This is a genomic window from Planktophila turicensis (SeqCode), from assembly GCF_965234405.1.
Classification (GTDB): Bacteria; Actinomycetota; Actinomycetes; order Nanopelagicales; family Nanopelagicaceae; genus Planktophila; species Planktophila turicensis.
This window is the reverse complement of record NZ_OZ248346.1, coordinates 30423-50970: the sequence shown is the minus strand read 5'-3', so window position 1 is coordinate 50970 and position 20548 is coordinate 30423. Positions and strand designations below refer to the sequence as shown.

Annotated in this window: 18 protein-coding genes; 9 read left to right on the top strand and 9 right to left on the bottom strand. The window is 42.9% G+C overall.

The window, feature by feature from the left end; genetic code table 11:
* Positions 1–3 precede the first annotated feature (3 nt).
* Together AC8GFK_RS00215 and AC8GFK_RS00210 are read right to left on the bottom strand one after the other, a co-directional pair.
* Complete coding sequence (locus tag AC8GFK_RS00215; RefSeq protein ID WP_506625234.1) at positions 4–1545, bottom strand: PfkB family carbohydrate kinase; 1542 nt, start codon at positions 1543–1545, stop codon at positions 4–6.
* Positions 1546–1554: 9 nt separating this feature from the next.
* On the bottom strand, positions 1555–2541 hold the full coding sequence (locus AC8GFK_RS00210) for an NAD-dependent epimerase/dehydratase family protein (RefSeq protein WP_506625233.1): 987 nt from the start codon (positions 2539–2541) through the stop codon (positions 1555–1557).
* Positions 2542–2697: 156 nt separating this feature from the next.
* Between AC8GFK_RS00210 and AC8GFK_RS00205 the strand changes: the two genes are divergently transcribed.
* Positions 2698–4467: a hypothetical protein gene (locus tag AC8GFK_RS00205; RefSeq protein WP_506625232.1), complete on the top strand. Its 1770-nt coding sequence runs from the start codon at positions 2698–2700 to the stop codon at positions 4465–4467.
* A gap of 13 nt (positions 4468–4480) precedes the next feature.
* On the opposite strand, the gene AC8GFK_RS00200 is transcribed toward AC8GFK_RS00205, so the two are convergent.
* Positions 4481–5200 (bottom strand): FkbM family methyltransferase, encoded by a 720-nt coding sequence (locus AC8GFK_RS00200; RefSeq protein WP_506625231.1) that lies wholly within the window; start codon positions 5198–5200, stop codon positions 4481–4483.
* Positions 5201–5206: 6 nt separating this feature from the next.
* Positions 5207–6265, bottom strand: coding sequence for a CDP-glucose 4,6-dehydratase (rfbG, locus tag AC8GFK_RS00195; protein ID WP_506625799.1), 1059 nt, complete (start codon positions 6263–6265; stop codon positions 5207–5209).
* A 69-nt stretch (positions 6266–6334) separates the two neighbouring features.
* On the opposite strand from rfbG, the gene rfbH reads away from it, so the two are divergent.
* The 3 genes from rfbH to AC8GFK_RS00180 are packed head-to-tail and all read left to right on the top strand — an operon-like array spanning position 6335 to position 9374.
* A complete protein-coding gene (gene rfbH / locus AC8GFK_RS00190) occupies positions 6335–7636 on the top strand; it encodes a lipopolysaccharide biosynthesis protein RfbH (protein WP_506625230.1) in 1302 nt (433 codons plus the stop codon).
* Entirely contained in the window at positions 7637–8419 is a 783-nt protein-coding gene (locus AC8GFK_RS00185) for a sugar phosphate nucleotidyltransferase (protein ID WP_506625229.1), read from the top strand.
* Positions 8409–9374 carry a glycosyltransferase family 2 protein gene (locus AC8GFK_RS00180; RefSeq protein WP_506625228.1) on the top strand — a complete coding sequence of 322 codons (966 nt, stop codon included), beginning with the start codon at positions 8409–8411 and terminating at the stop codon, positions 9372–9374. The genes AC8GFK_RS00185 and AC8GFK_RS00180 overlap by 11 nt, the downstream gene beginning before the upstream one ends.
* A 3-nt stretch (positions 9375–9377) precedes the next feature.
* On the opposite strand, the gene dmpG is transcribed toward AC8GFK_RS00180, so the two are convergent.
* Genes dmpG through AC8GFK_RS00160 form a run of 4 tightly spaced genes read right to left on the bottom strand, consistent with a single transcriptional unit; the run spans position 9378 to position 14068 of the window.
* Positions 9378–10370, bottom strand: coding sequence for a 4-hydroxy-2-oxovalerate aldolase (dmpG, locus tag AC8GFK_RS00175; RefSeq protein ID WP_506625227.1), 993 nt, complete (start codon positions 10368–10370; stop codon positions 9378–9380).
* Positions 10367–11272, bottom strand: coding sequence for an acetaldehyde dehydrogenase (acetylating) (locus AC8GFK_RS00170; RefSeq protein ID WP_506625226.1), 906 nt, complete (start codon positions 11270–11272; stop codon positions 10367–10369). Before AC8GFK_RS00170 ends, dmpG begins: the two co-directional genes overlap by 4 nt.
* Positions 11269–13122 carry a thiamine pyrophosphate-binding protein gene (locus tag AC8GFK_RS00165; RefSeq protein ID WP_506625225.1) on the bottom strand — a complete coding sequence of 618 codons (1854 nt, stop codon included), beginning with the start codon at positions 13120–13122 and terminating at the stop codon, positions 11269–11271. The genes AC8GFK_RS00170 and AC8GFK_RS00165 overlap by 4 nt, the downstream gene beginning before the upstream one ends.
* A complete protein-coding gene (locus AC8GFK_RS00160) occupies positions 13109–14068 on the bottom strand; it encodes an NAD-dependent epimerase/dehydratase family protein (protein ID WP_506625224.1) in 960 nt (319 codons plus the stop codon). The genes AC8GFK_RS00165 and AC8GFK_RS00160 overlap by 14 nt, the downstream gene beginning before the upstream one ends.
* A gap of 477 nt (positions 14069–14545) precedes the next feature.
* Here AC8GFK_RS00160 and AC8GFK_RS00155 point away from each other — a divergent pair, with 477 nt between their 5' ends.
* From AC8GFK_RS00155 to AC8GFK_RS00145, 3 genes are all read left to right on the top strand, one after another.
* Entirely contained in the window at positions 14546–15589 is a 1044-nt protein-coding gene (locus tag AC8GFK_RS00155) for a hypothetical protein (protein WP_506625223.1), read from the top strand.
* 185 nt (positions 15590–15774) lie between these two features.
* The gene (locus AC8GFK_RS00150; protein WP_506625222.1) at positions 15775–16554 is read left to right on the top strand and encodes an acyltransferase; all 780 of its coding nucleotides are present in this window, start codon (positions 15775–15777) and stop codon (positions 16552–16554) included.
* The gene (locus AC8GFK_RS00145) at positions 16551–17285 is read left to right on the top strand and encodes a 3-hydroxyacyl-CoA dehydrogenase family protein (protein WP_506625221.1); all 735 of its coding nucleotides are present in this window, start codon (positions 16551–16553) and stop codon (positions 17283–17285) included. The genes AC8GFK_RS00150 and AC8GFK_RS00145 overlap by 4 nt, the downstream gene beginning before the upstream one ends.
* A gap of 44 nt (positions 17286–17329) precedes the next feature.
* On the opposite strand, the gene AC8GFK_RS00140 is transcribed toward AC8GFK_RS00145, so the two are convergent.
* On the bottom strand, positions 17330–17974 hold the full coding sequence (locus AC8GFK_RS00140) for a VOC family protein (RefSeq protein WP_506625220.1): 645 nt from the start codon (positions 17972–17974) through the stop codon (positions 17330–17332).
* 91 nt (positions 17975–18065) lie between these two features.
* Between AC8GFK_RS00140 and AC8GFK_RS00135 the strand changes: the two genes are divergently transcribed.
* Together AC8GFK_RS00135 and AC8GFK_RS00130 are read left to right on the top strand one after the other, a co-directional pair.
* Complete coding sequence (locus tag AC8GFK_RS00135; RefSeq protein WP_506625219.1) at positions 18066–18950, top strand: class II aldolase/adducin family protein; 885 nt, start codon at positions 18066–18068, stop codon at positions 18948–18950.
* On the top strand, positions 18950–20512 hold the full coding sequence (locus AC8GFK_RS00130) for a sugar phosphate nucleotidyltransferase (RefSeq protein ID WP_506625218.1): 1563 nt from the start codon (positions 18950–18952) through the stop codon (positions 20510–20512). The genes AC8GFK_RS00135 and AC8GFK_RS00130 overlap by 1 nt, the downstream gene beginning before the upstream one ends.
* Positions 20513–20548: the final 36 nt, after the last annotated feature.

Below are 20548 nucleotides of genomic sequence, written 5' to 3'. Positions count from 1 at the left end.
CCCCTATCCTAGAATGGCTTTTGCTTGCTTTCTGATTGCACCGAGAGTGAGTGACGACTGATGGCCAAGTTGAGAAACTTCATGGGCAGCCACCAAATTTGCTACAAAACCAATCACCTCCACAGTTGCGCCAACCGAAGCCAAAAGTGAAGCCATGGCAAGCACGGCGTCCCCTGCACCAACTTTATCAATTACCTTCGTCGCGAACGCAGGAACATGGGAATACTCACCTTTCTTTCCAAAAATTAGCAATCCATCACCACCAAGCGTTACAACTCCATAAGAAGCACTCATCCGGTTAAGGATTTCCGGAACAATCCGCCTGAAATCTAAATTACGTTCCCGGTACTCAAGTTCCAATTCACCGCTATTTAAGCAAACCAAATCAGCGCGGGGATACCTTGAAATTGTGTTGTACCCACGGTTACCTGCATTAGATTGGGTATTTACAGCTAGAAAAGTGGAATCCTTGGCAATCTGACTAATGAGTTTATTCCCAAAGAAACCATGGCCGTAATCTGCTGCGATTAAAACATCGGACGTTGCAAGCTCGTCACCGAGAATTTTTCCAATTTCATTGTACTCACTTTCTCGCAGGTCTTTATTTGCGAAGTCATAAAATTCAAAAACTCTGGAGTTGGACTTTTCATCCACGAACCGATGCTTCAAAATTGTAGGACGTCCAGCAATCGAAACATTCTGTATATGTAATTCAGGGTTGATTGTCTTAAATAATTCAAGTGCTTCACCTGGGTTCTCTCCGAGGAACGTCACAACGGAGACATCACTTGCCCAGCTCTTGCAATTATTTGCAATCGCGAGTACGCCACCAGGAAATGAATTAGAATCTCCAATTTGAAAAGCGAGGATCGGGTCTTTGCTCGATTTTGCAAGAGGGTTACAGACTGTGTAGCGATCGATAATGGTTTCGCCAGCTATCAATACTTTCTTGTCTTGAATTTTGCTTAGCCATTGCTCCACTTGTGAATAACCATCTGCCTGCTTAAATTCTTGTAGCCAACTTTGCGCTTCATTGGTTAAGTTTGAAAAATAGTTGTTTATCAGTTTAGAACTACTTGATGTTAGCTCATCGGTAAAAACCAACTCGCCCCCATGCAGTTCAACTTCAGCTCTTTCCTTTGAAATCATGCCCGTGACATCTTCGGATTCATTGGAATAGTCCGAACCTTTAACATAAAAATTTGGTTTAACGCTTGAAATCATCTCAAGAGCGGTTGCACTGTTGGACACAACAACATAGTCAATATAAACCAGGGCCGCAATTGAATTTGCTCTGATCTCTTCTGTAAATAGAGGCCTGCCTGGGCCTTTATTTACAAATTTGTCTGCAGTGATACTCACAACCAGAATGTCAGCAATCTTCATCGCTGCCTCAAAATGTGCAATATGGCCTGGGTGAACTAAGTCGAATACACCATGGCACATCGCCACCGTTTTTCCTGATTTGCGGATGGATTCAAATATCGAACTGATTTCTTCAGAAGAGACAACCTTTTTTTGAATCTCTTGGGCGTTAGACCTCATTGTGAAATACTATCTGCCCAGACTGTTAAACCAAGATTTTGTGGCCCGTTCGATACTCTCAACATCCCAGAGCGGCGCATCCTTCCAGTCTTCTATATGCTCAAGTAATTTTGAAATTCCTTCAGATAGGTCAACTGACGGCTCCCACGATAGTTCTTTGCGGATTGTAGAAATGTCCGCAAAAGTACAATCAGGTTCCCCTGGGCGCTTGGGCAAAGTCACAACTGGCCCACCCAGTAGTTCAATAACTCTGTTCACAGAATAGGTGCCTCCAGAGCCGACGTTCATAATCAATCCAACTTTGTCGGTAATGCCTGCCATGTAGAAGGCCCTAGTTACGTCAGAGACATAAGTAAAATCGCGAGTCTGACTGCCATCTCCTACACGCGTGAATGGCTTGCCAGCCAATTTCTGAGCCAAAAAAACACCAAATACTGCGCCGTATGTACCGGATGTTCTCGCCCTCGGTCCGTAAACATTGAAAAGACGAAGGCTGTTCACAGGCAAGTCATAGACCAAATTCCAGTGCATAAGCACTTGTTCGCCAAGATACTTGGTTAACGCATACGGGTATTGTGGATTACACGCAGATCCTTCGCTTGTTGGGAACTGTTCTGGTATCCCGTAGCAAGAGGAAGAAGCCGCATACACAACTTTCTTAACATTGGCGGAAGCCGAAAGTTGTGCAACGTTGTAAGTGCCAATAACATTCGCATTAAAGTATCCATCTGGATTTTCGATGGATGGCACAATGTCTGCTAGTCCCGCAAGATGGAAGACAATTTCCACGTCACAAAAGAATCTTTCGATTTCGCTTTTCAAGGATACATCAGCCAAGTGAAATTCAAAATTTGATTGCCTTAAAGCATTCTCTAAATTTTTCATATTGCCAACACTCAAGTTATCTAGAGCTATGACCGAATGGCCTTCTTTAAGAAGGAGGTCAACTAGGTGGCTCCCAATAAAACCAGCACCACCGGTAACTAAACATTTCATTGTTTGATTCCCACTAACATGTTAGATCTCACCGAAGGTCTTTGTTTACAGATGAGATTTCGCCAATAATGATTGGTAAAATTGCGTTAGAGATATATTACAGTAGATATCCTGCTGAGCTAGGCAGAGCAAGATTAATGGTATTTAATTCAATCCATGAGTAAAATTTTGTCGGTGGACGTACCCAAAACTCGTCAGATTCCTGTTTGGTGGAGATTTGTTCTCTGTCTAGAGGTCCTCATCTGGATACCTCTAGCATTCATCGGTTTTGATTCACACCATGACGGCTTGATTCTCACGTCTGTACATCAATTTCGAGAGGCGTTACATTCAAATTCTGACTGGCCCTTCAATCAGTATGGACCTTCTTGGCTTTTGATTTTTGGGGGGCTGACTTGGTTCGTACCAAATACATGGATTTTTCTTGTTCTCCGCATGATAACGATCCTTTCCTACTTGTTGACTGCCTTCCTAGTCTGGAAAACTGCCCTCAAACTATCGGGCGCCAGGACTTCATTTCTCACTTTGTTACTGTTCTTTTTTACACAACCATTTGTAACCGATTTTGGCTCAGACCTCGTGCCATGGCCATCCTCACTAGTTATGCCTCTCATTGCGGGAATAGTTCTAATACATGTAGATGTGTTGAGTAAACCAGACCAGGATTTCATGGCGAATGTGAAGATATTTCTAGCTGGCATCCTGATTGCACTAGTTTTTTTCTGTCGCATCCAGGTTGGATTAAGTACACTAATTATTTCATTGGCTGCTCTACTGATTTCGAGGAAATACAAACTTAGCCTGACTTTCTTTCTGGGTTTCATTTCAATTACAGTTGTAATGATGTTATTTCTGGCTGCACATGGCTGGCTTGCGGACGCATTAAGTGACCAATTCATTTTCGGATCAGTTTATTTGAGGGGAGATAAGAGTTCTTACCCATTGCCAATCTTCACTATTGTTGGAACTTTGATTTTTCTTGCAATCTTTCGACTTACTGCGGAAGTTCCTAAAGCAATTAAATTAATTTCTAGATATCGCTCTTTGTTACTGTTTTCTGCTATTTCGCTTACTGGTGTATTTACTTTCAGCATCCAATATCTGAATTCTCGTGGCCTGGGCATAGTTGATGTTTCGACGGTAATTACTCGCAGATTTTGGATCTGCTATTACTTGGCGGTTTTGATTTATTCGATTTTTTCTCAGTTTGCACTCACTTTTTTGGAGCGCAAAAATTTGGGACATGTGGGAGTGAAGTTAGCAGTCAGGAATGTTCTTCTGCTACTTTCACTGGCTTCGCAAATCCAGATATTTCCATTATTTGATCAAATGCATTTCTGGTGGGGGTCGGTTCCAGGGGTGGTCTTGGTTGTCCTGTTTACGCTTGAAAAGTTTGGCCCACTGATTAATGAGGAAAGTAGGCAACGGACGGTCTTGGCTGTTCTTATTGTGGTCGCTGTCCTAAGTAATGCATTGCCTATGATCAGTCAACTTTCTGAAGCACGGGTTCAATTCCCTACAGAAATAAGTCGTCAGCTTTATGTTCCCGAAAGCCAAGCAGTGGCCGAGAGAAAACTGCAAAATTTCTTTGAAAAGGAAATACCTTCGGGAAGTAGAATTTTGAATTTGTGTGAAAATGCGAATGTTTTTTTCGCGGATAGAAGTTACTCATCTGCAACTCGTGTTTTTGTCTTCTGGGTAAATATGCCGAATGACTCTCTAATTATGCGTGAGGTTAATGACTCAGAACCTAACGTCGTAGTTACTTGTTCAATGAATCGAGTTTCAGAGTTGCAAGGTGAGAGTGAAAGAGTCCAACAAAAAGTATTAAATAATGTTTTGAGTACCGAGAAATCGAATGTCAGCTATCGAGCGGATCCGAACCAGGTCTGGACTATTTGGAAGTCCACGATAGAGGAAGATTAAACGAAAAATAGAATTACTTTTTTAGAAATGCTCTGAGAATGGATTTATACTGGGGTTTATAAAACATAATCAATCTGAATTTGGACCTTAACAGCTGGACAATTGATTGAGGTTTTTGCTCTTTTCTCACATAGAGAGCATCGCCCCAGCCCTCGAGGTAATGCCATCGGGAAGTAAGCTTCTTAAATCCATGAGAATTTAGGAAGTCATCGATTTCGCCAATGAGTGAACAGCCCTCGTAAACTCCTATCCGATTTACCTCAGTGTAAATGAATCTTACTTTATTGATTAAGTCGCCAAGACTTTCCAAGGCAGGGAGTTCTACTCCTTGGATGTCTAAATTGATGAATTCTGGGATGTTGCCAGATTCAAGTATTGTGTCGAGCCTCGATGTCTTCACTTTCAACTTCTCAACAAAAGTAATCTCGGGATAATCTCTGGAATGTGTACCGAAATTTAGCAAACTAGAAGATTGAGAGTTTGACGAAATCTTAAACTCCAGTTCTATATCGTCTACGTTAAATACTGCTGCTTCAATGACTGTATGATTCACAGGATTCAATTTTTCTCGAAGTTGCTGTACAAGTTTCGGCTGGGCTTCAATCCAAATCACTGGAGTCCAGTTATGGCGTTCGTATTCTGTAGACTCTTCCCCTTCGTGGGCACCAACGTGAAGTACTGACTCAGGATTCACGTTCCAGTCATTCACAAGCTCATTGATCGAAATCAACATTGGCGTCTAACCACGATCAATCGATGCAATGTCATGCGCACAGGCTTCGATGGCAGACACTCCAGAATTTAGAACTTTATCCCACCACTCTAATGTCATGGTTATAGCTTTTTCTTGAGTCCAGAGAGGTTCCCAGCCAAGTTCTTTATAGGCCCTTGAGGGATTGATTGAAAGAGCCACAGCCTCATTTGCTTCGTGAACAGGATTATCACTTGCGACGATTTGAATTGAATCACCTAAGAGCTCTTTAGCGATACCAATGACTCTTTCCACACTCAAACTCTCAGCCATTGGACCAAAATTGTATGCATTAGAGATTTTCAATGAAAGAGCCTTGTCAAGGGTGCTCACGTATCCACAGAGGGGGTCCAGCACGTGTTGCCAAGGTCTGGTACTTTTCGGATTTCGCACAACCAGTGATTCCTGATTCATTTGCGCGCGAATTAAATCGGGTAGCAACCGGTTTTCAGCAAAGTCTCCGCCTCCAACAACATTTCCAGCTCTCAGGGAAATAATTTGTGGTCCGCAATTTAATTCCGAAATATTCCTCCAGGCAGAAACCACGGCTTCCGTGCCAACTTTACTGGCACTGTAGGGATCTTTGCCTTCGAGTGGATCACTCTCCCGAAACGAGACCCCTGAATTTTCATTCTTATAGACTTTGTCAGTAGTAACGACGCCAATGACTTTAACTTCCGGAGTAGCTAAAGCAGTTGTCAGAACATTAGCTGTACCAATAATGTTAATATCAAAAGTCTCGAGAGGTTCCTCATAAGATTTCAGGACTAGCGGTTGCGCTGCCATGTGGAGAACAGCCGATGGGGCGAACATTTGAAAGACTTTTTCTACTTCAGACAAATCGCGAATATCTCCGAAATGTTCTCTATTTTTCCCAAAAAGGTCTGCACGAAGGTAAAGACTCTCTGGTTCAGGAGGGAGTGAAAATCCAACAGCTGGAATGCTTAAATGATTCAGCAACATCATTAACCAGGATCCCTTGAATCCGGTGTGGCCTGTGACAAGGATGGGACCCGGTAGGCCTTTCAGCCCCTCTCCCAGTTCCATGTCCACATATCAACTATAGTAGGTAAGTAATTTCAGTTAAATCACTACTAGAGATCCTGAGGGTGTTTCTTGGACGAGAATTACCAATCTTTGGAAGCAACAATTGCTTCGGAATTCAAAAAGCGTCACCCACAAAACATGTTTATCGCGGGCGAATCTCCAGTACCTGTTACAGGCAAAATCTTTGGTGAAGAAGAATTAGCTGCAGCCGTGGATGCGAGTCTCGATTTCTGGTTAACAGCGGGACCGTATACTGAGAAATTCGAAAGTCGTTTTGCAAAGTTGGTTGGAATGCGCCATGCGTTTATGGTTAATTCGGGTTCATCTGCCAATTTGGTTGCATTGTCTGCATTGACTAGCTCAAAACTTGGAGACAGAGCGTTACGTCCCGATGATGAAGTTCTCACTGTGGCGGCCGGATTCCCAACGACAGTGACGCCCATAATTCAGAATAATTTAGTACCTGTCTATGTGGATGTGGATCTTGAAACTTATGTTGCAAATGAAGAAGCTCTTGAGAGCGCGATTGGACCCAAGACTAAAGCCATCATGATGGCGCACACTTTAGGAAATCCTTTCAATTTGGATCTCGTACAGAAATTGGCGGCAAAACATAATCTTTGGGTAATCGAAGACAGCTGTGATGCTCTGGGTGGCACATATAATGGTCAAAATCTTGGCAGTTTTGGTGACCTATCTACCTTCAGTTTTTATCCCGCACACCACATCACGACCGGTGAAGGCGGAGCAGTGCTTGTAAAAAAAGTTGCGCACAAAGTGCTCGTAGAATCTTTCCGTGACTGGGGTAGGGATTGCTGGTGTGCGCCTGGGTGTGACAATACTTGCTTAAAACGTTACGACTGGCAGTTGGGTGAATTACCAGATGGCTACGATCACAAATATACGTATTCTCACTTAGGTTACAACCTCAAATCTGGGGACATTCAAGCGGCCATCGGATTAGCGCAGCTGGATAGAATTGAGTCTTTTGTAGAGATTCGGAAAAGAAATTGGAAATATTTGTCGGATGGTTTATCTGACTTGGAAGACCATTTGATTTTGCCGAAAGCCACTGAGTTCAGTGATCCATCATGGTTCGGATTCGCTCTCACAATGCGAAATTCTTCAGGAATTACGCGAAATGAAATGGTGCAGCGGCTTAATGAAAAGAATATTGCTACACGCCTACTTTTTGGAGGTAATCTTCTTCGGCAACCCGCATTTCAGGGCACACCCCGCCGAATCCATGGTGACCTGAAAAATACCGACATAGTCATGAACGACACTTTTTGGGTAGGGGTCTGGCCTGGTTTAAATCTTGTAATGTTGGATTATGTCATTGAGTCAATTCACAAAATTTTGGCTGATTAAATGAAAGTGATTATCCTCGCCGGCGGTCTTGGCACCCGCTTATCAGAAGAGACTGAGAACAAGCCAAAACCTATGGTGCTTGTCGACGACAAACCAATTCTTTGGCACCTTATGAATATTTTCAGCGTGCAAGGGTTCAACGATTTTGTTTTAGCGCTCGGCTACCGAGGTGATGTGATTAAACGTTGGTTGTTGGACTTGAACGATCTTTCTGGTGACATCAGAATTAACACTCTTAGCAAAGAACTTCATCACCTTCGAAAGAATTCAGAACTTTCTTGGGATGTGACGGCTCTAGAAACCGGCCTCAATACTCAAACAGGTGGGCGCATCGCTCAATGCATGAAGTCATTCCCTGGTGAACGCGTAATTGCGACCTACGGGGACGGCTTAGCAAACGTAGATCTCATGAAACTTATTGCGTTTCATGAATCACATGGCAAGTTAGCAACTGTTACTGCCGTGCGCCCTCCAGCACGATTCGGTAATCTCGAAATCGAGGGTTCCCGCGTTTCGAATTTCGGTGAAAAGAATCAATCCGACGCTGGTTGGATCAATGGCGGTTTTTTCGTTCTCGAACCAGAAGTAGCCAATTATGTACACGATGACTCTGAACCATTCGAGTCGGGAGCATTACCCAGATTAGTCAAAGAAAATCAATTGATGGCGTACCACCACGATGATTTTTGGCAGCCAATGGATACGCTTCGAGAAAAACAGGAGCTATCTAAGTATGCAACAATGCCAATCCCACCCTGGTTGAGGTTTTCACATGTCAAATAGCTCTGAGCCATTAAAGACAATTACCAGCGTAGACATCATTACCTCCGCATTTAATGAAGAAGATTGTCTTCCTGAATTATTTGGCCGCGTCCGCAGAGTGTTTGAGAATGAGCCTAATTACACATTTAGAATCTTAGTTGCTGATAATGGGTCGTCTGACAAGACTTGGGACATTATCGAAGACTACGCCAAGCAAGATTCGCGAATTACTGGCTTCCGAATGTCAAGAAATTTCACATTAGACGCTGCCTTTACCTGCGGACTAGACCACGCGGTTTCAGACATCGCGATAATAATGACCTCAGACTTGCAAGATCCCCCCGAGGCTATACCTGCATTGTTGAGGGAGTTTGAGAATGGGTACGAGCAGGTGTTAGTGCGGATACGTTCGCGTGACTCCGTCCCATTTCTTCGTCGAATCCTCTCACAGATCTTCTACAAGACGGCAAAGAAAATGACGGGCGGGATGTTGCCCGAATCTGTAAGTGATTTTCGCTTAGTAAGCAAAAAAACATATTCGGCGATACGTCAGTTAAGAGAAAGTCATCGTTTTCTGCGTGGCTTGGGCTCTTGGGTTGGGTTCAGGACGACATATATTGAAATCGATCGCCCTCCGCGATTTGCTGGTGAATCTAAGTGGATCGGAATGTCGCTTGTATCTGTTATTGCACAAGCTTCAAGAAGTATCCTCGCCTACAGTGCAACACCTTTATTGTTTGTGTCATTTTTCGGGGTTGTCGCAAGCGCGCTTTCATTTGTAGGTCTGATTGCATCTTCAATAATCTGGATTCTAAGTGGTGTTCCATTTGCTGGATACGGTTCTATTGTTGGATTAATTTCACTTGGATTTTCACTGACTATGCTCTCAATAGGAATATTAGCCCAATACTTGGGGCTTATTTACGAAGAAGTGAAGCAGCGTCCTCTTTACATTGTCTCCGAGAAATTAAACTAAGACCTATAGATTCATTAAGTCTTGGGCTATCTCTCTAATCATCGATTCCTGACCTGCAACAAGTTTTCGCTTTGCCATCTCTTGCCACAAAGTATTTATCTCTATTCCTAGTTCTTCAGAAACTATTTTTACTTGCGGAGCGTATCCACTAAAAACGCCCGCCATTCCACTCTGGATGCTTGATCCAGAAGTCCTAGGTAGTTTATCGGGATAACTTGATTCTACAAGTGCACTCATCTCCAAGAAATTTTCAAGTTCTCTGGTCTCGGAGGAATTGCGTTTTGACACCGCAATAATGTTTTCCAATTGTGCATTTCCAGCTCCGGCGCCTAAACCCATCGATGCTCCGTCAACAATCGATGCTCCCGCGGAAACTGCTGCGTGAGCATTGGCAACCGCTAATCCTAAATTATTGTGTGCGTGGAAGCCCACTTCGATGGACAATACATTCTTTATTGCGTCCACTCGCTCACTAACTTCCGTCTGCAAGAAATGCCCTGAAGAGTCCATTAGAATCACAGCTGTCGCACCATAGGAAGCCATCAAAGTAGCTTGTTCAACCAGCCCAGATATTGTGTTCATGTGGCTCATCATCAAAACCCCATGAACCGTCCTGCCGGATTCAGCTAAGAAATTGATGTGTTTTTCTGCCGTAGAAGCCTCAGTTGAATGCGTTGCGACGCGAAAAATATCCACTCCGAGATCAATTGCTGGTTTTAGGTCTCGTTTAATGGTGGCAAATCCTGGGATTGCATGCACAGCCAGTTTCGAATTCTTTAGTTTTTCTCTTGCCGCGCTTAGCAAGACTTCATCGGACTCAAAAGATTTACCTACTAAGTAAGAAGAGGCACCTAAGCCATTCCCATGACCTACTTCTACAGCCCACACTCCTGAGGTGTCCGAGATTTCACAATACTTTTTTACGAATTCAGAACTGAGTTGATGACGAAGAGCGTGATTACCATCTCTTAGTGTTACATCGTAATAGTGAGTCATAAAAGACCCTGCCTTTTCAGCGCAGACACTTTTATTGCAGTTTCTACCGCAGCTGCATTTATTATGTCCAAGTTTCCGGAATACTCTGGTAACACATAGCCTGCTCCAGTTACTTTAACCGTGCTTGAAACAACACCAGGACTAGAAAAATGTGGTTCTACAACGGTTTGGTATCCAGGTACGTAAGTATTAATTCGGGCGATTACGGAATTTAAGTCATTGATTGCAGTATTTACGTCGCAATTAACAACTTTCATTTGCACTGTCGTTCTCATCATTACTGGAGGCTCTGCTGGGTTTAGAACCAAAATGGCTTTAACAGATTCACAACCAGAAATGAGACTAACGAGATTCTCTGTCGATTGGATATATTGATCAATATTTCGCCTAGTTGCAGGCCCAGCTGACTTAGAAGCAATGCTCGACGATACTTCGACCTCAGAAATTCCGATCGAATTCTTTGACAGTGCATAAATCAAAGGTGCTGAAGATTGACCCCCGCATGTAACCATTGAGAAATTTAGGGCCTCATCAGCATTGATTGAGAATTGAACCAAATTTTCAATCAATTCCGGAACCATAGGTTTTCCAATTTGAGAAGGCGTCAAGTCAATTGCCCACTTCCCTAGAGCCCCTAGTGTTTCCCAATGTAGTGGGTGGTCATATGCTGATGTTGCATCAAAAAAACCATCGAATTCATTCTTAATTTCGACAAGGCCATCCAAGCCATTTGACAGTAAATTTGGAACTTGGCCCTTGAACATTAGTAACCCTGGACTATCTGCTCTCCTTCCCGAGAGCGCGACTACTTCAAATTCTGGATTTCGGAGCATTCGGGCACATAAATCCGAACCAATATTCCCTGTCCCAATAATTGCAACTCGGATATTCTCAGAAATCATTGCATTCCACGAGCGCGTCTAGAGTTTTGATGGGCTGGGTACCCAAGAAATTTCTCTAAGTCACTAAGTTCCAATAGCGGATCTAAATCTTCAAGTGGTGGTGAAATAAGAGTGCCGTCAGATAACTTACTTGTGGCCAGTCGAGGAAGATACTTTTGTTCAGGATTCATAATTACTTCAAAAAGAACTGCAGCGGTGGACTTTAACCCTTCAGTCAATTGAATCTTCCATTCATTCGCTTTCTCAAGAACGACGTGTTCTAAACCAAAGAGATCGGCTAATTTTCCAAAATCTGGGAAACTGATTCCTGAACTAGTTGTAGAACCTGCGACTCGGGAATCAAACAGGTTATTCTGAGAAATTCTAATCATTGAATATCCTGAATTATTAAAGATGAAGAGCTTTAGTGGTATCTGATGCTCTTTAACTAATTGCAATTCTTGGAGATTAAACATAATTGCACCATCAGTATTCAAGCAAACAATTTGTTTTGTTTGGTCCGCAAAATGAGCGCCTATAGCCCCCGGGAGACCAAATCCCATTTCTCCAAGCCCTTGCGAAGTGAATAATCGACGGTTTCCGCTCTGTTCATACATATAGTGGCCTGTGAGGAGACCTGCTCCCACATCGGTCGAAAGAATTGCGTCTTCAGCAAGTTCTCTGTTCAAGACTTCAATTACTTCGGCTGAGTGTAGAAAGTCTAGGTTTTCCGAACCCATCGGCCCAACTTGATCCCGACGTGGGAGTTCTTCCCAAAGCAAGCCCCCTTCACGGATCCATTCTGAGAATCTAGTTTCAGCCACTTTCTTGGAAGCATAAGCCGGGATTATGTAATCCAAAAATTCTTTGGCGTCCAAGTTTAGAACATTCCAGTTAAGACCGGAAAATTTCTGACATTCAGTAGGATCTATTTCAATAACCCATTTGCTTGCTTTTCTGGCAAAATCCGCTCGGTCATATCCAAGTTGTGGAATCGCGAGTCGAGTCCCTAATGTCAGAATAAGATCCGATTTCTGGAGAAGAATATTGGCTGCACGGTCTCCATAAATTCCGACCCTTCCAAAGTTCAATGGATCTGCATCTGGGAATAAATCCATCGCTGACCACGAAATAAAATAAGGGATTTGAAATTCTTTGATCAAACGTTGAACCTGATTGTATATCTCGGGTTCCCGGCATCCATTTCCAAGATAAAGAGTCGGCTTGATGCTTTGTGTTAAAGCTAAAGTCAATCGATTTACGAATTCCTGAATCTCGGTTGGATTTGCTTGAGGTGAGGGGACTGTTACTATGTGATTCTGTTCGTTATTAAACGTAGTTTTTTTCCTTTGTAAATCCATTGGGAAATCGACATGGGCAGGTCCCATTCGATTAGCCATGGCTGAATCTGCTGCGTGGTTCATTACAGCGATAGTCTCAGAGACATCTTTTATACGTTCCGAAAATTTAGTAATTGGGCGGAGCACAGATACGGAATCAAATCCTTGAACTCCATAAGCGCGAAGTTGAGATTGATTTTCGCAGTGGAAGGAACTTTCATTGCCGGAAATGATCAGCGTAGGAATAGAGTCGAGATGAGCACTTAAAACACCCGTTACTACGTTTGAGATGCCCCCTCCGGTGGTCACTAATGCGACGCCAAGTTCACCAGAAATACGTGAGTATCCTTGGGCTTCCATTACCGCTGCCTGCTCATGATGTGAGTAAATCAATTTAATTCTGCCATCTCGAACTATTGCATCAACGATTGCTAGATTTCCAGCACCCGTGATGCAAAAAACAATACTTACTCCGCGAGAGATTAAAAAATCAACGAGAATATCGGCGCCTGTCTTTTCAACCTCGTTCATGTATTCCTCTCAAGAAATCAATGCACTCAAGTGTGCTTTCTTCCCAAAGTTTACCCTCTGAAACATTCAAGAAATCGAGTGTCTTCAAGTTATCGGCAACATATTCGTCACCGAAAGCGTCTGGATTCTCATAAATGATACTTGAATCTGTCTGGCCCGCGATATATTGCGCAAGTTCACCAAGGGTGACTCCGCGGCTGCTACCAACAGAGAGAATCTCATCCGAAGCCGGCAATTTTAAGGCAGACCAAAGCCATGTGCTCATGTCTTGTTCGCTCAAGTAGCTGCGAACTGTCTTGGGATTACCCTTTACTATGATTCTTTTTTCTCTAATTGCAGAATCGATGAATGAAGAAATTGCGTATTGCTTCTTCTCAAGCAATCGCTTTCCCACAAAACTAAATAGACGGCAGACACTTACTGGAATTCCAAACTCCGCTTGTAATTTTTGGAGGGTCTTTTCTGCCAAAATGCGTGACTCAATAAACCGTTTCTTTCTAAGTAACTCTACTGTTGCATCTTGATTTCTAATCTCTTCATTTTGTAACTGCTTCAGCCCAAAGCATGCTCCGGTAGATGCATGAACCACAATAGAAGGTTTATTCTTGATCGCCCAGGTAGACAAATTAAGATTAATCTTTTCAAAATCCTGAGCAGCGGTGTCGCTATAAGAGGTAGGTCCTCCATCCGCAGCTAGATTTAGGACGTATGCGCTTCCGCAATCAAAATCCCATGTTTTCGTAAGGTCTGCTGAGATATAGGTGATTGAATTACCAAAGTTCGACAGGTCCCGAGGGCATCTATCTGACCGTCCGACCAGCGTTATCTTATTTGGTCTCAGGTTGTAGTCGAATTCCTCGAGCATGTCCAGAAATGCTTGGCCAACAAATCCATTTGCGCCTGTAACTAGTAGGTTAGATATTCTGTCATTTTTCATTGTACGCATCGCTTTCTGCCATGCTAGTTATTTAGAATAAATGTTCAAACGGACCATTTTTTTTCAGTAAAAGTGGTATCGCCGACTACAGAAATCTTAACATCAGAAATGTGGTTCTTATCTTAAAGTGGATTCGACACAGTCATGAATAGAAATAGCTCAACCTAAAGATCTCTAAAACCCTATTTCTCGCTCAACCATAGAGGTGTCTCGTCCATGAGCCTAAGGTTCACAAAAAATTTAATCTGTGGGCAGAGTCAGACCTAAGAGTTGCTTGATCCTGAAGTGTTTTTGTCTAGTCACAAATGATTCAAAAGCGGGGAAGCTTGAGTCACAAAACCTCCGAAACAAGTCAATGCTGCAATAATTTGGTTCGAAGTTTTCAACTGATTCACTGACTTCTACCCTTTTGGCATATTTCTAAGTGATACATTTGACTCCGCTAAAAAGTTTCGCTGTCCCAAAGAAGAGATTGAAGGGGTAACGATGAGTTCCATTTTGTCTAAGTTGAAAAATTCCCCTTACTCCTGGGCGTTTACAGTAGTGCCTGTCATAGGAATATCAGTGACGCTTAGGAATGGTTTAAATTTTTGGGGTTATGATTTTTATGCACTCGATTGGGCAAAGGTTTGGCCTCACCCTAGTTCTGTATTTTCAGTAGAAAACTTTGGGGATTTAGCATTGGCACACCTTTTAAGAATCGATTCAAGAGTGGGTTGGTTTTCTTTACATCTTGGTTTGTCTCTGATCTATTTCATGCTACTCATTCTGTTTTCTCATACATCAAATCTTGACAACGAAAAACGAAAAACACTTTTTGTGATCTTTGCGGCGTGCCCAATTACAATGATGATTATGCAAGAAATCGGCTACTTTGATGTCATAACAATCTTGGGTGCGATTATCTTAGGATGTGGAACCTCAACCCCTACCCGCATAGTCGGTGCTGCAATAATGGCCTCTGGCAATACTCCCCAGGCGTTGATTGCGACTTTTCTGTTTTCGATTGCACTTTCACTCATCTCAAATAAACCAATAAAAGTTCGGCTTCAATACTTCGCCCCCTTTGCTTTGGTAGTTCTAATCTGGATTTTCGAACGGATGTGGCTCGGTGGAATGGGTCGGACAGAGGAGTTTGGACCTAGTATGTGGAGTTATTCAGTAAAAGGTTTCTTGGTCGTAAGCCCAATGCTCTATTTCTATTCCGTACTCGGTCCCCTAGTAATTCTAATTCCTAAGATTTTTAAGCGCATAGGTCATTCAATCAAATCCCGAGAGTTATGGGTGGTTGGTTGGTGCATATGGATACCATGTTTTTTTGGAATCGTAACTACGGAATCCACTCGAGATGCACTTTGTTTAATGGCTCCTACTTTTTTTTGGTTCATTAAACGCGAAATAACCGAATTTGGGTTGCGCCTATCAAAGTGGGAAATTGTCGGAATGTGCCTACTGCCTTGCTTCTTGGTTTGGCGGGAGGGCGATATCGTAGAATCTTGGTCTGTACTGCGCCGACTTTTTTTCCCTTGAGAGAGTGGGCCTCACTGGATTCCTCTATTAAGTAGATGGACATTTTTTCTGGGGACAGGTTCCGATGAATACACACCAAGCTAAGATTTATTGTTTGTAATCTTGCATTTAATTTGGCAGCAAAATGGCGTGACCTATCACTCTCAATGATAGATTTGAGTCGTTCTTACGGTTAGGGGTTTCCGGTGATATCTAGATCTTGTAAAATATCTCCAAGTGCATTAATAGAACCTGGTGTGTACATTGGAGACAACTGCAATATTGAAGCCTTTACCATTATCAGAAGTGGTGTGACTCTTGGTGATGGTGTGACAGTTGGGAGCCATTGCGATCTCGGGATTGATAGCGGTTTAGCATCCTCGAAAACACTATCTATCGGTTCTGGGTCCACGATTAGATCTCACTCAAGGTTTTACTTAGGTTCGAATTGTGGTGACAGTATGGTGACTGGTCATGGTGTTACCGTTCGAGAGAATTCTAGAATCGGATGCAGTGTGCAGATTGGTACTCTAAGTGACATTCAAGGAGACTGCCGAATTGGTGATTACTCAAAGTTACACAGTAATGTCCATGTGGGAAAAGGGTCAGTTATTGGAATGTATGCCTGGTTGTATCCATATGTCGTCCTTACAAACGATCCAAATCCACCAAGTGAACTACTGGTAGGTGTCGAAATTTCACATTTTGCGGTGATAGCGACAATGGCCACGATACTTCCTGGCATAAAAGTAGGTTTCGGATCTTTTCTTGGTTCTCACTCGCTTTTGAACAAAAACCTCCCGGACGAACTATTTGCAGTAGGAACCCCTGCCAGAATTCTTAAGAACATCAGAGAAATTAAGACTTTTAATGGTGGCGATTCTCATTACCCATGGGCGCTTCACTTCAATAGGGGCTATCCACCAAACTTGGGAGATCTCTACAACGAATTAAAATCTGACCCGGCAAGGATTAAGTTCGAATGAAAATAGGAGTGGTTGGAAGCGGGTTAATGGCAAGAGGGATTCTCAGATTACTCGTGTCAAAAAATCAGGATGCGACACTCATTAATCCTAGATTTTCTACTGGCTTTGATTTGCAAGCTTTTTCGAATTTAGATTTAGTAATTGAGTGTGTAGTCGAAAACTTTGAAACTAAGGTTGAGGTTATTCGAAAAATCCGGTTAATGAATCCTAATGCCATAATTGGAACGTCCACTTCATCTTTGGGAATCACACAAATTCAACAACATTTAAATTTTGACTCAAAATTTTTAGGTATCCACTTCATGAATCCTCCCAGTCAAATTCGTTCAGTTGAGTTGGTTAAGGGCCATTCAACGCAACCTGAAACTGTAGATTTCGTGAGCCAGTGGATTACAGATTTGGGACAATTAGCCGTACTGGTCGAAGACAAACCAGGATTTGTTGTAAATGCTTTGTTGTTCGCAATGCTTAATCGTGCCGCATTATTGTTAGAGGAGTCTGAGATGTCTGCCGTCGAATTAGACAATCTTATCTGTTTAAGCCTCGGGCATAAAATTGGACCTTATCGAACGATGGACCTGATTGGAATTGATACGTGTAAGGTGATTCTTCAAAATCTCTATTTGCAAGATTCGACAAGGAACTTTAAGCCTGCAAACATATTTGACCAGCTACTAGAAAACGGCAAACTTGGCAGAAAGACTAAATCTGGCTTTTTGGACTATAACTAGGGTTTCTCTTTGTAAACTCAAGTCTCCTGTTGAACTAACGAAAGTTACTCTATCGTGACTAATCCGCCCGGTGTGTGAAACTGAACGGAAATTATCCCGACTTGGTTATCACAGGTATCTGGACGTAGCCAATCAATGCTGACATTTTCAAGTGAGGATAGAATCTCATCTTTAAACCAGGAGTCAGATAGTTCATCCTCATCGGCAATTGCAATTTTTTTAATCTTTGCAAGAGCGGTGCCATCTTTTGATGGATGGTCTTCAGACAGCCACTGAATAAAGAAAGGGAGCTCGCGGGAATCGGCAATCTCCATTACACCTATCTGCTTCCACTTTAAATCAGTTCCGTTGGGTCGGGTGCGATGGGCCTCAATTGCACCCCGACCAAATTTTGATTCTATTTGTGCAATATCTTTAGTGCTGAATACCCAAGTAAACCAGCCACCACCCTCGTGAGCTTTTTTAGAAACCGCTTTCCCCCAAGGGGTATTTTCGGACGCTGGATGATCGAGAGGACAAACTACTTCTATGTACTGACCATCTTGAAGTGCCGCGGTGAAGTTGCGCGTGCCGAATCGTGGATGGATGCCACCATCCACGAAGGTAGTCGTTAGACGCGAACCCAATCGTTGTACAGTATCGGCGAGCTGGTCGTGGGAGGTTACGTATGAAACGTGATCTAGGCGCATGGACGTATTTTGCACTACATTTGGAGCGGGAATTACCACTAATAATCCCCTAAACTCAGATACTAACCGATCCAATGATTAAACTCCGCATATGGATCAAAATGGACTTGCAGGGCTAAAAAGTCATTCTGCTCTAGTTGGGTCCAACCCAGACCTGGTTCAAGCGTCAGGCGGAAACACATCTTACAAAAATGGATCTTGCATGTGGGTTAAAGGTTCAGGTTTTCGTTTGAAAGACGCACACATTCAAAATATTTTTGCTGAAATAAAACTTGGTTCACTCACTGCGAAACAGATTGCAGACAAGCATGATTTTTCAGATTATCTTTGTAATGAAATTTTGCCTTCTATAGAGACAAACTTCCATTTAATGTTAGAGGGCAACTTTGTGACTCATCTCCATTCTCTAGGTGCCATATCTCTTGGTATCTCGAGTGAACTGACTCAGTCAAGACTCAATAACAGCGAGATAAGGATCGTCCCGTATGCCCGACCAGGGGTCGATCTTGCAAATGCCATTTACAAAATCGAAGGCTTTCAGGATCACACCCTCCTATTGCGGAATCATGGCGTGATCTTCACGGCAAGAACTTTAGAAGAAATAGAAAAAAAGATTAATACTTTTGAAAATAACGTGGAACTCATTTTTGGCGAACTGGAAAAAAGCGAGGAATTCCCAAGCTGGGTTGAAATTCTAGTCTCTGGTGTGTTGACTCCGGATCAGGCCGTGTTTCTCGGCCCTAAGCCTTTCATTGAATCCAATTCGCCATCAGAGAAATCTGTTTCGATAAACAGTTTCGGTGAATTGTTATTCCCGTCTTATTTTTCGAAAGATCGAATAGAAATGGCATACTTCTATTCTAGGGTTGCCAAACTTGTTGAGAAGAAGACTCGCATTTGCTACCTGTCTAGCCAGGAGGTTGAATCTCTTTTGAACTGGGATAGAGAGAAGAAGAGAATTCAGATGGCAAATTAATGCAACTTGTCATTCCTATGTCTGGTACTGGGAAACGATTCCAGGAAAAGGGTTACCGTATTCCGAAACCCTTGATTCCAATTTCGGGAAAACCAATAGTTCAACACGTGGTAGAGATGTACCCCGGCGTCGAGGAAATTCTGTTTATTGTAAATCGAAGACACTTTGAAGATCCTGAGCTTCAACTTGAAAAAGAATTGAGAAAGTTTGCTCCTAACGCACAAATTGCAGTTATAGATTCACATAATCTGGGGCCGGGATGGGCAATCAAAGAAGCGAGTGAATACATTGACCTTAGTTCGTCAGTAGTAGTTAACTACTGCGATTTTGCTTGTCTGTGGGATTTCAACGCATTTCGAAGCCAGCTTGAGTCTGGAATTGATGGACTGATTGCTACATACACGGGATTTCATCCGCACATGATTAGAAATTCTAAGTATGCATACCTAAGTCTCGATAACTCCGGGAGGTTAACAGACATAAGAGAAAAGTTGTCTTTCACAATCAATCCAATGAGCGAGCACGCTTCTTCTGGGACTTATGGTTTTGCCACCGGAAAAATCCTAATTAGGGCAATTGAAAATCAAATTTCAAACGCGGACAGTTTTAACGACGAGTTTTATATCAGTTTGACCTATAAAAATATGATTTCCTCTGGGCTGGACATTAGAAATTTTGAAATTGAGAAATTCTTTCAGTGGGGAACTCCTGAAGACTTTGAAGAATTTAAATGGCAGAAAGAATTCTTCACTCGAAAGTCAACCAATAAATCGAAAGATATCGACGTCGATAGAATTGAGATACTGGCTGCAGGTGAAGGGAAAAGATTTTCTAGAGCGGGCTATCGAGTGATAAAGCCTTGCCTGCCAGTTGGTGAAGATTTCTTAGCAACTACAGCGTTGAATTCCATGGGTGAGCCGCTGCTCTCAAAGGGGATTCTTCTGCAGAAGGGATTTGCCATCCCAGATAGATTTGAGAAAGTATTGAGTCGGGATCACATTGAGATTCGCTCAGTGGAAGGTTTGACAAAGGGACAGGCGCAGTCCGCTCTGATTGCTTTAGCTGCGGAATCGGTTGGCAGCTGTATTGTCGGAACTTGCGATTCACTTGTTTTCCCAGGAGCTCAGTTCAAGTCACCTCGACGCGGAAAAACGATTTACGTCTGGGTCACCCGGCCAACTGAATATGCAACACAGAACCCGGAGCAATTCGGGTGGGTGATTTTAGATCGAGATGGGAGAGTTTCCGATTCTTGGGTGAAAGAGAAACCCCTGACTAAAGACGAGACTTATGTGATTACAGGTACTTTCTATTTCGGAGATGATGTGCAAGCCAGTAGCTTGATCCGTACCTTCCTGGATGAAGGTGAGACCGTAAATGGGGAGTATTACCTGGATTCACTACTTGGTTTTGCGGCCCAAGAGGGTTGGAAGGTGTTTGGGGTAATTCCAGATTTGTTTGTAAGTCTAGGGACTCCGGACGAATACGAAACATATAGATACTGGGAATCTGTTTTTCAAATCCGTCCAGATTTATTGGTTAATGATGATTCTCCGAGTTAGTGGTCGGGTGATGCCCCGTACTTTTTGGGGAGCACG